The 14,300-nt window shown below is 53.6% G+C and carries 14 protein-coding genes; 8 read left to right on the plus strand and 6 right to left on the minus strand.

The features are described 5' to 3' along the window. Positions 1-4: 4 nt before the first annotated feature. Complete coding sequence (locus tag RHH27_RS09630; protein WP_206199958.1) at positions 5-184, minus strand: hypothetical protein; 180 nt, start codon at positions 182-184, stop codon at positions 5-7. A gap of 236 nt (positions 185-420) precedes the next feature. On the opposite strand from RHH27_RS09630, the gene hemL reads away from it, so the two are divergent. Beyond that, positions 421-1,656, plus strand: coding sequence for a glutamate-1-semialdehyde 2,1-aminomutase (gene hemL, locus RHH27_RS09635; RefSeq protein WP_315862931.1), 1,236 nt, complete (start codon positions 421-423; stop codon positions 1,654-1,656). Here hemL and RHH27_RS09640 read toward each other — a convergent pair. After that, positions 1,647-3,803: a HAMP domain-containing sensor histidine kinase gene (locus tag RHH27_RS09640; RefSeq protein ID WP_206199960.1), complete on the minus strand. Its 2,157-nt coding sequence runs from the start codon at positions 3,801-3,803 to the stop codon at positions 1,647-1,649. The genes hemL and RHH27_RS09640 overlap by 10 nt on opposite strands. A gap of 218 nt (positions 3,804-4,021) precedes the next feature. On the opposite strand from RHH27_RS09640, the gene RHH27_RS09645 reads away from it, so the two are divergent. The 5 genes from RHH27_RS09645 to RHH27_RS09665 all read left to right on the plus strand — a co-directional run bounded on the left by RHH27_RS09645 (position 4,022) and on the right by RHH27_RS09665 (position 9,436). Further along, on the plus strand, positions 4,022-4,873 hold the full coding sequence (locus RHH27_RS09645) for a circadian clock protein KaiA (protein WP_302678164.1): 852 nt from the start codon (positions 4,022-4,024) through the stop codon (positions 4,871-4,873). Between the two features lie 5 nt (positions 4,874-4,878). Continuing rightward, on the plus strand, positions 4,879-5,205 hold the full coding sequence (gene kaiB / locus RHH27_RS09650) for a circadian clock protein KaiB (RefSeq protein WP_302678165.1): 327 nt from the start codon (positions 4,879-4,881) through the stop codon (positions 5,203-5,205). A gap of 75 nt (positions 5,206-5,280) precedes the next feature. Beyond that, the gene (gene kaiC, locus RHH27_RS09655) at positions 5,281-6,837 is read left to right on the plus strand and encodes a circadian clock protein KaiC (RefSeq protein WP_302678166.1); all 1,557 of its coding nucleotides are present in this window, start codon (positions 5,281-5,283) and stop codon (positions 6,835-6,837) included. A gap of 4 nt (positions 6,838-6,841) precedes the next feature. Beyond that, the gene (locus RHH27_RS09660) at positions 6,842-7,762 is read left to right on the plus strand and encodes an NAD(+) kinase (protein WP_206199964.1); all 921 of its coding nucleotides are present in this window, start codon (positions 6,842-6,844) and stop codon (positions 7,760-7,762) included. Positions 7,763-7,822: 60 nt separating this feature from the next. Then, positions 7,823-9,436, plus strand: coding sequence for an HD family phosphohydrolase (locus RHH27_RS09665; protein ID WP_302678167.1), 1,614 nt, complete (start codon positions 7,823-7,825; stop codon positions 9,434-9,436). On the opposite strand, the gene RHH27_RS09670 is transcribed toward RHH27_RS09665, so the two are convergent. From RHH27_RS09670 to RHH27_RS09680, 3 genes are read right to left on the minus strand one after another with little or no spacing between them, the layout of a single operon-like run. Continuing rightward, positions 9,433-10,029, minus strand: a complete 597-nt coding sequence (locus RHH27_RS09670; protein WP_206199966.1) for a CPBP family intramembrane glutamic endopeptidase — start codon at positions 10,027-10,029, stop codon at positions 9,433-9,435. The two genes, RHH27_RS09665 and RHH27_RS09670, sit on opposite strands and share 4 nt — an antisense overlap. A gap of 4 nt (positions 10,030-10,033) precedes the next feature. Next, a complete protein-coding gene (locus RHH27_RS09675) occupies positions 10,034-10,360 on the minus strand; it encodes a 2Fe-2S iron-sulfur cluster-binding protein (RefSeq protein WP_149818908.1) in 327 nt (108 codons plus the stop codon). 42 nt (positions 10,361-10,402) lie between these two features. Further along, complete coding sequence (locus RHH27_RS09680; protein WP_302678168.1) at positions 10,403-10,837, minus strand: thioesterase family protein; 435 nt, start codon at positions 10,835-10,837, stop codon at positions 10,403-10,405. A 157-nt stretch (positions 10,838-10,994) separates the two neighbouring features. On the opposite strand from RHH27_RS09680, the gene RHH27_RS09685 reads away from it, so the two are divergent. After that, complete coding sequence (locus tag RHH27_RS09685; RefSeq protein WP_302677765.1) at positions 10,995-12,002, plus strand: WD40 repeat domain-containing protein; 1,008 nt, start codon at positions 10,995-10,997, stop codon at positions 12,000-12,002. A gap of 80 nt (positions 12,003-12,082) precedes the next feature. Here the strand turns inward: RHH27_RS09685 and sufB are convergent, their stop codons facing one another. Further along, on the minus strand, positions 12,083-13,519 hold the full coding sequence (gene sufB, locus RHH27_RS09690; RefSeq protein ID WP_206199969.1) for a Fe-S cluster assembly protein SufB: 1,437 nt from the start codon (positions 13,517-13,519) through the stop codon (positions 12,083-12,085). Positions 13,520-13,640: 121 nt separating this feature from the next. On the opposite strand from sufB, the gene sufR reads away from it, so the two are divergent. Then, positions 13,641-14,300: an iron-sulfur cluster biosynthesis transcriptional regulator SufR gene (sufR, locus tag RHH27_RS09695; RefSeq protein ID WP_149818916.1), complete on the plus strand. Its 660-nt coding sequence runs from the start codon at positions 13,641-13,643 to the stop codon at positions 14,298-14,300.

Raw genomic sequence — 14,300 nt, forward strand, 5'->3', positions numbered from 1 at the left:
AGCACTAGATACGCTTGGGGAGCATCCCCTGTTTCAAGAGCAGGACTTCATTGGCGGCAGTGGGGGGTAAATCTTGGCTAGCAAGGGACTGGAGGGCACGGTGGAGTCCAGCCATATCCGCATTTGCCAAGTGCTCAGTTTCCAAGATGATGGAGAAGGTGGGCAGAAGTGGCGTGGAGGACATAGACATCTTGCAGAGGTAGCCGTTCTGTGGGTACAACTCCAGTGTTATTCTCCCAAACGCCATAAATGAGCCGCCCAAACCGTAAAGAATTGCAACATGCGCCTTTGTCGGGTTAAGGGGCAGAAGAATTGCCTATAATACTGTGAGCACGCCAATGCTTGAGGGAGTTGACGTTGACCACGACCGTTTTTCAAACCACAAAATCCCAAGAAATTTTTGCCGCTGCCCAAAAACTCATGCCCGGTGGCGTCAGTTCACCTGTGCGTGCCTTCAAGTCCGTCGGCGGCCAGCCCATTGTCTTTGATCACGTCAAGGGTGCCCACATTTGGGATGTAGACGGCAACCAATACATTGACTATGTGGGGTCTTGGGGACCCGCGATCGTCGGCCATGCCCATCCCGAAGTCATTGATGCTCTCCATGCCGCCCTTGAAAAGGGAACCAGCTTTGGCGCCCCCTGCGTGCTTGAGAATATCTTGGCGGAAATGGTGATTGCCGCTGTCCCTAGTGTCGAGATGGTGCGCTTTGTGAATTCTGGCACCGAAGCCTGTATGGCAGTGCTGCGGCTCATGCGTGCCTATACCCAGCGGGAAAAGGTGATCAAGTTTGAAGGCTGCTACCACGGTCATGCCGATATGTTCTTGGTCAAAGCAGGGTCAGGAGTCGCTACATTGGGTTTACCCGATTCTCCCGGCGTGCCGAAAGCAACCACCGCCGCCACATTAACCGCACCCTACAACGATCTCGAAGCGGTCAGTCGCCTCTTTGAACAGTATCCCGATGACATTGCGGGGGTGATCCTTGAACCTGTGGTCGGCAATGCGGGTTTTATTCCGCCAGATGCCGGCTTTCTCGAAGGGCTGCGGGAGCTGACAAAACAGTACGGTGCCCTCTTGGTCTTTGATGAAGTCATGACCGGCTTTCGCATCGCCTATGGTGGTGCTCAGGAAAAATTTGGTGTGACACCAGACCTCACCACCCTCGGAAAAGTGATTGGCGGTGGCCTACCGGTGGGTGCCTATGGCGGTCGCGCTGACATTATGAAGATGGTGGCGCCGGCAGGACCGGTGTATCAAGCGGGTACCCTCTCTGGCAATCCCTTGGCAATGACAGCGGGCATTAAAACCTTGGAAATTCTCAGCCGCCCCGGTAGCTATGAGCAGCTGGATCGGATCACAGGCAAGCTGATCCAAGGACTGTTAGAGGCCGCACGGGAATTTGGCCATGAGGTGTGTGGTGGGCACATCAGTGGCATGTTTGGTCTCTTTTTCACCGCTGGTCCGGTGACGAACTATGAGCAAGCCAAGCAGTCCGATTTGAAAAAGTTTGCGGCCTTCCACCGGGGTATGTTGGAGCAGGGGATTTACCTTGCGCCATCCCAGTTTGAAGCGGGCTTTACTTCCCTTGCCCATACAGAGGCGGATATTGAGCGCACCATTGCGGCAGCGCGGACAGTGCTGAGTCAGCTTTGAGCTTTCACCGTCGCGGCAAGGAGCACCACATCCATTAAGTCCGCAAGGTTGAGGCAGGGAAAGACCATGACATCCCCCAATTGATGAATGGCTCGGCTGCTATCTTCGGCCAAGGTAATCATGGGGAGTTTTCGCAGTTTGGGATGATTCTCCAGATCGGCGACCTCGTCAGCGGGCAAATCCCAAATCAGAACATCGGGTTGCCAAATCTCCACCAAGAGATCGGCCTGTTCGAGGTCTTCTGCTTCGAGGAGCCGCAGGTGGGGCAGGCTAATGTCATGGAGGAGGCCGAGGCGGAGTACCGTTTGATTGAGGAGGGGACGCTCAAAAGTCGATTCTTCGACTGGAGCAGCCAATCGCGGGAAACACCAGCGATCGAGGACATCAATCAGCAGGCTGGGATGACTACTCAAGGGCAGCCGTTGCACAAAACCGGTCAAGCCCAAGGGAGTGGCTTCATCGGAGAGGATGATCAACGGAACAGTGGCCGTGAAGGGGCTGGTGGCCAGACTCTCAACCACATCAGCCAAAATGAGACTACTGGCGGGGCGGACAACAATGGCCGTGGGTTGCAGTTGCTCCAGCTTATCCAGCGCTTCAAGGGGATGGCGAGCGACCACATAGCCGTAGTGACTGCGCTGCAATGCGGAAGTCGTGTCCATGATCCACGTGGCATCATTACTGACCAAAAGGATCAATTGAGCCGTAGTGGGTAATTCAGGGGGAAGTTCCTCAGCAAAGGGCAGTAGTACTGTCCACTCACTGGAGTCGTCAGCTTGGGCAATAAAGGAAAGCTCACCATTGTGGAGACGACAGAGTTGGCGGGCGAGCATCAGCCCCATGGTGACTTCGGCGTAGTCCTCGAGGCATTCGTGCAGCAGGCGATCGTGATCCTTGAGGGGAATGCCATGTCCCTCTTCCCACAGTTGCAGCGCCAGCCAATTTTGCCAGCGACTCAGGCGTAGTCCATAGCGATCGCTGGGAAAGAGCATCAGCCACCCCAAGAGATGGGCAAGAATCTGCCGTAGCCGCAGAGCATCGCCGTAGAGGTACACATGGCTCAAGGGCTGATCAATGTGCCACTGCCACTGCCAACCCGGCGGGGTTAGATGGTAAAGATGCTCCGCCAACTCCTGCGATCGCAACCACAAACCCGCCAATTCTACGGTTTCCCATTGCAATTCCAACTCTCGCCAAAGGGCACGGGTGTGGTCCTGCCACGCCTGAATGAGGCGATTCATTTGCCAACCGCTACGCTGGATCAGGGCAAGGTAGTCCTGTTGCTCTGGTAGAGGGTGCTGCCACAAAAGTTGGGTGAGGCTGAGAATCGCCGTTAGGGGATTTTTGAGTTCATGCCCCAAGCTCAGGAGGAGGCGCTTTTGCTGATGGAGGCGCAGTTGGTGCAAGCGGGTGGGGGTCGTCGGATCTGACTCCTGCCGCCGTTGGGCAAAAAATAACCAATAGCGATCGCTCGCCACCGCGACACCGCTTTCTGCCTTCTCCCAGTCCAACGACGTTAAATTCAAGGGAAACGAACACACCTGCCAGAGCGATCGCCCGAAGGGCGCGCTACGCGATCGCGCCTCTAGTGCCTGACAATTCATGCCTTCAAATTTAGGCTGCACCAGTGGCAAGAAATCAGTTAAGTGTTCTGACCAAGCGCGATTTTGCCAAACGACTCTCCCTTGGGCGTTTTGAATTTGTACCGGCAAAGGCAATTCTTCAATCACCTCCAGCCAAGGCAAAGGGGGCTGGCACGCCCAGCGATAGAGCAAGCGTTGCTGATCCAGCAGTCCCAAAAAACAACCCTGTGCATCCACAACCGCAATATAGGCTGGCATCTGGACTTGGCTGCGCAACCACCCCTGAAACTGCAATAGTGTCCACGTTGCGGGTACCACCATCACGGGCGATCGCCAAGAAGCCGTCACACTCCCCACCGCCAAGTCGGCTAACGTCCCTTCCCGCTCCAAACTCAAGGCCAACCGCCAGCCCTGCACCACTCCCAAGGGTTTTTGCCCCTCATCCACAATGACGATCGTCTCTGGGAGGGTTTCTTGCCAACGCTGGCACACCTCGCTGAGAGACAAACCTGCCCCCACCGTCATTGCAGGTTCAGTAAAGCTGGCTAGGGAGAGGGAATTCATGGATACAGCCCTTTTTTGCAACGGGGGATACATCAAATAATGAAGTAGGATGCCGTTTTACGCCGGCTTTGCCATTCTTGAGTGTGTTCTGTCCTTGTGAGCAGGGCTGTTGGTCCTAAGCTTGTAATGAAATGGCAACACTCCTCCAGAAAACACTGCCACCACCAGCGAGAAAGTGATAGGATGCTATCAGATGCAAACTCAAGTTCTGAAAGCACGTGGCGCAGTCAACCGCACTAACAATCTGTGGCTTAGTTTACTCGCCCGCTATTGGCCAAGAACTAGTTCGTTTGCACAACTCCGACATTGATGAACTTGTTTACTTTTCGACCGAGAGAGAGTTTTGCAGCTATGTAGAGCAGCGGCGAAATAGCATCGCTTGTTTAATTTTAGAATGGGGAGAGGGGACTCCGCAAATCATTACCTACCTGCACCACAGCGCCACCCTCCTGCCGGCAATTATTATCTTCCCGGCTGACCTGTCGCCACTTCCCCTAGGCCCCCACTATCACATTGCTGAAATCATTCTTAGCACCGATAATCTGCATTCCCTGAATCAGTCTATTGAGGAGGCCATCACCGGATTTATCAAGTTGTGTCCGGGGTGTGCGGTGCCCCCCCACGTCATGTTCCGCATGCCGACCCTCAAGGACAGTGGCAACCTTGACCCCCAGCACCGTTTGTCCCAAAAATTAAAGGAGCGCCTAGGCTACCTTGGGGTGTATTATAAGCGCGATACCGCCTTTTTCTTTCGGCGGATGTCCGCTGCCGACAAGCGCAAGCTCCTCGATGAGTTGCGCTCAATTTATCGTACCATTGTTCTGGAGTACTTCAGCAGTAATTCCAAAGTTAATGAGCGTATTGATGAATTTGTTAGCAAAGCATTCTTCGCAGATATTTCCGTTTCCCAAGTCCTAGAGATTCACGTTGAACTCATGGATAATTTTTCTAAGCAACTCAAACTGGAAGGCCGCAGTGAGGACATTTTGCTCGATTATCGCCTGACCCTCATTGATGTCATTGCCCATTTGTGCGAAATGTACCGTCGCTCAATTCCGCGTGAGGTGTAGCGCCCATGACCCCACTGCGGAAAACTTACGTTCTCAAACTCTACGTGGCCGGCAACACCCCCAACTCCGTGCGGGCTCTGAAAACCCTCAATAATATTCTTGAAAAGGAATTTAAGGGGGTTTATGCCCTCAAAGTCATTGATGTCCTAAAAAATCCGCAACTGGCGGAGGAGGATAAAATTTTAGCGACCCCAACCCTTGCCAAAGTCTTGCCGCCGCCTGTACGTCGCATCATCGGTGATCTGTCCAACCGAGAGAAGGTGCTCATTGGCTTGGACTTGCTGTATGAAGAAATTGGTGAGCCAGCGGATGACGATCTCAGTTTGGAATAGGCGCAGTGGTTAGAGTATCTCAGTTTAGAATAACCTTTTGGAATTTTTGGCAGCATACTGATCTCAACATCTTCTATGACGAACCTACCTGAAAGTCAGTTCAGTACAACTGAGCAATCGCCTGCGGAAGTCAAGAAAATCCCGACAATGATTGAGGGATTTGACGACATCAGCCATGGGGGACTGCCCCAAGGACGCACCACTTTGGTGAGTGGCACCTCCGGCACAGGGAAGACCCTTTTTGCAGTTCAGTTTCTCTACAACGGCATTACGATTTTTAATGAGCCAGGTATATTTGTTACATTTGAAGAGTCGCCTCAAGACATTATTAAAAATGCCCTGAGCTTTGGCTGGAATCTGCAAAGCCTCATTGATCAAGGCAAGCTCTTTATCCTCGATGCTTCCCCAGATCCCGATGGTCAGGAGGTAGCTGGGGATTTTGACTTATCTGCTCTGATTGAGCGCATTCAGTACGCAATTCGCAAATACAAAGCAACACGGGTTTCCATTGACTCCGTAACAGCTGTTTTTCAGCAGTACGATGCCGCCTCAGTGGTGCGGCGGGAAATTTTCCGCTTGGCGTTTCGTCTGAAGCAACTGGGCGTGACCACCATTATGACCACCGAGCGGGTAGATGAATATGGGCCAGTGGCGCGTTTTGGGGTGGAGGAATTTGTCTCCGATAACGTGGTGATTTTACGCAATGTGCTTGAGGGGGAACGGCGGCGGCGCACTGTGGAAATTCTCAAGCTGCGGGGCACCACCCATATGAAGGGGGAATATCCCTTCACGATCAACAATGGCATCAATATCTTCCCCTTGGGAGCCATGCGTCTTACCCAGCGCTCCTCCAATGTGCGGGTGTCTTCGGGGGTCAAGACCCTCGACGAGATGTGTGGGGGTGGCTTCTTCAAGGATTCCATTATTTTGGCCACGGGGGCAACGGGTACGGGCAAGACCCTGTTGGTGAGCAAGTTCTTGGAGACAGGATGCCAGCAGGGAGAACGCGCCTTGCTGTTTGCCTATGAAGAGTCAAGAGCCCAGTTGTCTCGCAATGCCTCCTCTTGGGGAATTGATTTTGAGGAGCTAGAACGGCGAGATCTGTTGCGGATTATTTGTGCCTACCCTGAGTCAGCAGGGCTAGAGGATCACCTACAGATTATTAAATCCGAGATTGCGGACTTTAAGCCCTCACGGGTGGCCATTGACTCCCTTTCTGCTTTGGCGCGGGGGGTAAGCAACAATGCCTTCCGGCAGTTTGTGATTGGGGTCACTGGATTTGCCAAGCAAGAGGAGATCACCGGCTTTTTCACCAATACGACCGATCAGTTTATGGGCTCTAACTCCATTACCGAGTCCCATATTTCTACAATCACAGATACGATTTTGCTGCTGCAGTATGTGGAAATTCGCGGTGAAATGTCGCGGGCAATTAACGTCTTTAAGATGCGGGGTTCGTGGCACGACAAGGGCATTCGCGAGTATGTCATCACAGAAAAGGGCGCCGAGATCCGCGATTCGTTCCGTAACTTTGAAGGGATTATCAGCGGTACCCCAACCCGTATTGCGGTGGATGAAAAAACGGAGTTGGCACGGATTGCCAAGGGAATGCAGGATCTAGAGAACCAGTAACCCCATGCAGCTCAACCAAGTCATTGTGGTGCACAAGGCCGGCGATCGCCAGAGCAAGGAATGGGCGGATCGCGCCTCCCGTCAACTGCAACAGCGTGGCGCCAATGTGCTTGTGGGGCCGAGTGGACCTAAGGACAACCCCTACCCCGTCTTTATGGCCTCGGTAACAGAGCCGATAGATCTGGCCGTTGTTCTGGGGGGAGATGGCACTTCCTTGGCGGCGGCACGGCATCTGGCTGCGGCGGGGGTTCCGATTCTGGCGGTCAATGTGGGGGGGCATTTGGGGTTTTTGACGGAACCATTAGAGCTGTTTCGCGATATGGAGGCGGTTTGGGATCGCCTTGAGCGGGATGAGTATGCCATGCAACAGCGAATGATGCTGCAAGCCCAAGTGTTTGAGGGATCAAAATTGCATCCTGAAGTGGTGGGCGATCGCTACTATGCTCTGAATGAAATGTGCATTAAGCCGGCATCTGCCGATCGCATGATCACCGCCATCCTCGAAATGGAAATTGATGGCGATGTGGTGGATCAGTACCAGGGGGATGGGTTGCTGGTGGCCACCCCCACCGGCTCCACCTGCTATACGGTCGCCGCCAATGGCCCCATTTTGCATCCGGGGATGGAAGCGCTTGTGGTGACGCCGATTTGCCCCTTGAGTCTTTCGAGTCGCCCCATTGTCTTGCCTGCACGCTCGTCAGTGAGCATTTGGCCGTTGGACGATCACAGCCTCAATACTAAACTGTGGATGGATGGCGTACTGGCCACCTCCATCTGGCCGGGACAGCGGGTACAGGTGACGATGGCCGATTGTCAGGCACGCTTTATCCTCCTGCGGGATCACTACTCTTTCTATCAAACGCTACGGGAGAAGTTGGCTTGGGCAGGGGCACGCATTCCTTACCACAACAACCACCGCAATTAGATCACAACCCCATGCTTGCAACGCATCTATAATGGGCGCATTCCTCACGGGTCTTTTGCGATGATTGTCAGTCCCCTTGAACGAGCGGTGCTTGGATCGAGTGCCGAAACGCTTGTTGATCAGCTTCTGGAAATTGGCATTGCCCTTTCCGCGAGCCAATCCCTAGAGGAACTACTGCATCTCATTCTCACGAAAAGTCGCCAAATTACCGCTAGCGATGCCGGCACAATTTTTCTAGTTCAGGGCGAACGGGCAGTTCTGGAATTTAAGGCGGCTCAAAATGATAGTGTTGCTCTCCCTGAGCAGGTACAGGACACTACAGTCCCCCTCACCCCTGATAGCTTGGTGGGCTATGCCGCCCTCACGGGGGAATCCCTGAATATTCCCGATGTGTATGCCCTAGCGGGAAACGAGCTGTACCAATTCAATCGTTCTTTTGATGAAGCCCTGCGCTATCGAACCTGCTCGGTGCTGGTGGTGCCGATGCAAAATGTCAGTGGTGAGGTGATTGGCGTTCTGCAACTGATTAACCGCAAGCGATCGCCCGACGCGCGGCTGACGCCAGAAACCACTGTGGCTCTCACCCAACCCTATAGCCCTTGGGAAGAACACATTGTGCGATCGCTGGCCAGTCAGGCGGCTGTGATTATTGAGCGCAACCATCTCCTAGAAAGTATTGAACAGCTCTTTGAGGGCTTTGTCACCGCCTCAGTACAAGCAATTGAGGTGCGGGATCCCACCACGGCGGGACATTCGGAACGGGTGGCAGCACTGACAGTACGCCTAGCGGAGATCACCCATGCAACCTCAAGGGGGGTCTTTCGGGAAGTCTCCTTTAGCGATCGCCAACTGCAAGAGATTCGCTATGCAGCGCTGCTCCATGATTTTGGTAAGGTGGCCGTCCCTGAAGCCATTCTCAACAAGCAAAAGAAATTTTTCCCTGAGCAACTGGAGGTGATTCGCCAACGGTTTGCCCTTGTGCGCCGCACCCTAGAAATGGAAACGGCTCAAGCCAAGGTGAACTATCTCCTGTGCCATCCCCACACGGTTCATAGCCCAGAACAGGCCTGTCACCACTGCGCCTTTTTACGGCACCTCGATCAGGAACTCCGCCAACAATTGCTCACCCTCGAAGTCTATTGGCAGTTGCTCGAGCAGGCCAATGAGCCGCAAATTCTTGATGAAGAGCCCCTTGCCCGCCTTCAGGAATTAACCCAGTTTTATTATCGCGGGACTGATGGCGAACTCCATCCCCTGATTACGGCCAGCGAACTCGAGCAACTCTTGGTGCGGCGAGGGAATCTTACCCAACAGGAGCGGCGGCTCATTGAAGCCCACGTGACCTATACCTACCAATTTCTCTCTCGCATTCCCTGGACACCCCACCTAAAAAATGTGCCGATCATTGCCTATGGTCACCATGAGCGATTGAATGGCAGTGGCTACCCGCGAGGTATTGGGGCGGCGGAGATTCCTTTGCAAACCCAGATGCTGGCGATCGCCGATATTTACGATGCCCTGACGGCCAAGGATCGCCCCTACAAAAAGAGCCTACCCGTGGATGCGGCCCTAGAGATTCTGTGGCAGGAGGCCAAGGAATTTAAGATTAATCCCGATCTCGTTGAACTCTTTGAGCAACAGGAGGTCTTTCGGGTGCTGGGGCACCAGCGCTAGGGTTGATGGGGAGACGATCGCAAAAAGGAGACTTTCCAAAGCGTAGCCGCCAGCCAATTAGTACAGGTATGGGCGACGATCGCTAGGAGTAAATTATTCATTGCGACGGCACTATAGGCAAACAGCCCGCCCACAATGGTTGCCCACAGGGCATAGGGCCACTGCTGCCGCGATCCAGCGTGCAAAATACCAAAGCACACCGAGCTACCGATAATCCCTGCCCAGTTGAGACCCAAGCTTGGTAGGAGCACCCCGCGAAAGAGCAGCTCTTCACTGAGGCCAGGCAGAATGCCAATCCAAAATAAATCAGGCCACAGCAGCGGTGAAAGTACCAGTTTCAGGTAGGTATCCGACGCATGGCGGTAGGCGGGCCAGAGCCGATACAAAATAGCCCCCATCCCCGTAATTCCTAAGCAGAGGACAATCCCTAAAACCACTGCCCAACCATCCCAGCGCAGCGGCAGAAGTCCCGCGGAAAAGGGGGTCAATAACCACACCCGCGCCAAAATCAGCCACAGGATGGCCGTCAACGCCATGGCCACTAAGACCTGCGTACGACTCAGAGGCTCATCGGGCAGGGGGGACTCCTCCATAGGCCTACGCTTTCTGGAATTGACCAAATTGGAAGTTATAGACCTCTTCCTCTTTTTCAGAGATGAGTTTGAGATCTGAACAGGGGCGAGCCACACAGAGGAGCACATAACCTTTTTCCCGCAGTTCGGGACTCAGCCCCATGGCATCGCCGTGATCAACGGTACCCTCTTGAATTTGGGCGGCACAGGTAGTGCACACTCCCGCATTACAGGAACTGGGGAGATCAATGCCAGCAGCGGTGGCCGATCGCAGGATGGGTTTATCGGCACTGGCTTCAAACGTGTAGGTTTGTCCTTGGTGCAGGATCTCAACACGAAAGGTTTGGGTCATTCTTGCAGTGAGCTATGACGCAACATCTTTCCTATTATCCCCCTAATCCTCGCGATCGCTGGTTTCCTCTAGTGCGGACTTTAGCCAGCGGCTCAAAGGTTCAGGGATGGCGACCCGTTGGCGTTCTTGCAGGCAAATGTGTTGTGTCTGGGCAATGGCCACGCGATCGCCCCCCGCATTGTAGAGCGTATAGGTGAGTTGAAAACGGCTGTGATCCAGTCTTTGGGGGTCAATGGTCACCCGCAGGCGATCGCCACAGTAGAGGGGCTGAAGACAACGCACCTGCGCCTCCGTAATCGGCACAATCAGGCCATTGTTGCTAAAAAATTGCCGCAGATCCACCCCCAACTGGGCAAGGACATCCTCATAGGCCTCATGGCAAAACCGCAGCAGATTAGCAAAGTAAACTACCCCAGCGGCATCCGTGTCAGCAAAATGAACCGTGCGCTCATAGTCGCGAAGGGGTGTTGTATTCATTGATGACCATCCCATAGGGTTGCCCAACACAAGTCGTACAAGTCGTACGCAAAAACGCACCACAGCCTTTATTGTTAATGTAGAGTACAGCCCTTTCGCAAGCTATTGGGGTACGGGACGGATGAGGAACAAAGGCAGTTCTGATCTGCGACTTCTTTTGAGCACGCTTGTCATCAGCGGCTTGGTCGCAGCACTGGCCTATTGGCAACTCAGTCAACGCTGGACGCCCTCCCCCGATCAGAATGGTGGCTCCCCTACAGAAACCACCTCCAAGTGGCAAAAAATTGCCCTCGCTACGACGCTGCGCGGCCATCAAGATGAAGTGAACGCGATCGCCCTTAGTCCCGATGGCAATTTACTCGTCAGTGGTGGCGACGATCGCAAGCTGTATTTTTGGAATTTGGCTACGGGAACTGCCCTCGGACAAGCCACCGGTCACACCGATTGGATCTACGCCCTTGTGATCACGCCCGATGGTCAAACCGTAATTAGCGGCAGCAAAGACAAAACCATCAAACTCTGGGGTGTGAGCGATCGCCAGCTCCAAGCCACCCTCACTGGCCACCAAGATTTTGTAAATGGCTTAGCTCTTAGTCCCGATGGCCGCACCCTTGCCAGTGCCAGCTATGATCACACCGTCAAACTGTGGGATCTCCCTAGCCGTCAGGAAATCACTACCCTAAAAGGCAATGAGGGCATCATGCTCAGCGTTGCCATTAGTCGCGATGGGCGTTTTTTAGCCACTGGCGGAGTGGATAAGCTGATCCGCATTTGGGATTTGCCCTCGCGCCGCCTCCTGCGCACCCTCGAAGGACACACCAGCGATGTCAACAGCCTCGCCTTCACTCCCGACAACAGCCAACTAGTGAGCGGCAGCGACAAAGACGGGATCAAAGTCTGGAACTTGGCCACAGGAGAACTTCAGCATCAGTTTGGCACCGAAGGTGGGCAAGTCTTTAGTGTGGCGGTGAGTCCCGATGGCAGCACCATTGCCAGTGGTCACGGCGATCAAACCGTCAAACTTTGGTCCCTCTCTGGTCAGCCATTACGTAACCTCAAGGGACACTCGGGCGCGGTGTACAGTGTCGTCTTTGGTCAGGATCAACTGATCTCCGCCAGTGAAGACAGCACCATCAAAGTGTGGCGCCTGTTTCCAGGGACATGATCGGCCACGTCTGTTGCAAAAAAAAATGGCTAAGATTCCCAAGCATCCTAGCCACCGAGAACAACGGCTTAAAGATTCACCTAGCCAACACTGCCTTCTAGCTTCAGGCTCAGCAGGCGATCGGCCTCGACCGCGAATTCCATCGGCAACTGGTTAAAGACATCGCGACAGAAGCCACTAATCATCATTGAGACCGCATCTTCGGTAGAAATGCCCCGCTGGGCAAAGTAGAAAAGTTGATCCTCACCAATTTTTGAGGTTGAGGCCTCATGCTCCACCTGTGCCGTGGGGTTTTGCACCTGAATATAGGGGAAGGTATTGGCGGCTGCCGTATCACCAATGAGCATCGAATCGCATTGGGAATAGTTGCGTGCTCCCGTGGCCTTCGGCCCAATTTTCACCAAGCCGCGATAGCTATTTTGGGAGTGCCCTGCTGAGATCCCCTTGGAGACAATCGTGCTGCGGGTATTCTTACCAATGTGGATCATCTTGGTGCCCGTGTCCGCCTGCTGGTAATGATTGGTGAGGGCAACGGAGTAGAATTCACCCACGGAATTATCCCCCACCAAGACACAACTGGGGTACTTCCAAGTAATGGCTGAACCTGTTTCCACCTGTGTCCAAGAAATTTTGGAGTTGCGGCCAAGGCAGAGTCCACGCTTGGTCACAAAGTTATAGATGCCCCCCTTGCCGTTTTCATCGCCAGCGTACCAGTTTTGCACCGTGGAGTATTTGATTTCGGCATTGTCAAGGGCCACCAGTTCTACGACTGCTGCGTGGAGTTGATTGGTATCGAACATGGGAGCAGTACAGCCTTCAAGGTAGCTCACATAGCTGCCCTCATCAGCAATAATCAGCGTGCGCTCAAACTGCCCCGACTCCCCATTGTTAATGCGGAAATAGGTGGATAGCTCCATCGGACAGCGGGTGTTCTTGGGAATATAGACAAAAGAGCCATCGGAAAAGACGGCGGAGTTCAAAGCAGCATAGAAGTTATCGCCAATGGGGACAACGCTGCCCAAGTATTTCTGCACCAACTCGGGATATTCGTGGAGCGCTTCAGAAATGGAGCAGAAAATGATCCCCTGCTTGGCCAACTCCTCACGGAATGTGGTAGCCACTGACACGCTATCGAAAATGGCATCTACGGCCACATTGCTCAGCCGCTTTTGCTCTGAAAGGGGAATCCCCAGTTTCTCAAAGGTTTCCAGCAGGACGGGATCCACTTCATCCAAGCTCTTCAGCTTTTCCTTTTGTTTTGGAGCCGAGTAATAGACAATGTCTTGGTAGTTGATGGGGGGATAGCTCACCCGTGGCCATGTGGGTTCGCTCATCTTCAGCCATTGGCGATAGGCCCGCAGGCGAAACTCCAGCATGAACTCTGGCTCGTTCTTTTTGGCAGAGATGAGGCGGATAATGTCCTCGTTGAGACCTCGGGGAATGGTTTCCGTCTCAATTTGGGTGACAAAGCCGTATTTATAGGGCTGATTGACGAGGGATTGTACCGTTGCCGACATCGAGTGTTCTCTTGGGTGAAGGAATGGCCAAAATTTAGAGTATATTAAGCAACAAGATGGTTGCTTTATCTCTAGGACTAATTTAGCAACAAAACGGTTGTTTTAGTCAAGGGGGCGTTGCGTGACGCTCACATCAGATACTAAACAGGACATCTTACACTGCCTTCTCCGCGACGGTCACCTCAGTGCCCAGGAGTTGGCGGCACAACTGGCGATTAGTCCGCAAGCGGTGCGGCGGCACCTCAAGGATCTAGAGGCGGAGCAACTAGTGACCTATGAAGTCCTGTCGGGTACGGTGGGGCGTCCCCAATACCGTTACACGATTAGCGAGGCGGGACGAGAGGAACTACGGCAACTGCAACTGCGGCAACAGTCGAGTCAGACAAAGGGCTTTGCCGTTGAACTCTTGGAATCCGTAGCAGCAACCCTAGGCCCCGAGCAGATGCAGGACGTATTGCAGGCAGCTTGGCAGCGCAAGGCATTGGCCTATCGCGAGCAAATGGGAAGCGGTACGTTGGCGGAACGCTTGGCACGACTGGTGGCCCTGCGGCGACAGGAAGGGTATATGGCAGAGTTTTACCCCGTAAGTGAGCCTCAAGGTGCCTATCTCTTTACGGAATACAATTGTGCAATTTCCGCCGTTGCCCAGTCTTTTCCCACCGTCTGTAATCATGAGTTAGAGATGTTTGCGATCGCCCTTGGGGATTGTGCTGTGGAGCGCACCCATTGGCTTGTGGATGGTGAACATCGCTGTGGTTACCTGATTCGTCCTCTGAAGTAG

This window comes from Thermosynechococcus sp. PP555 (assembly GCF_031583225.1).
GTDB lineage: Bacteria > Cyanobacteriota > Cyanobacteriia > Thermosynechococcales > Thermosynechococcaceae > Thermosynechococcus.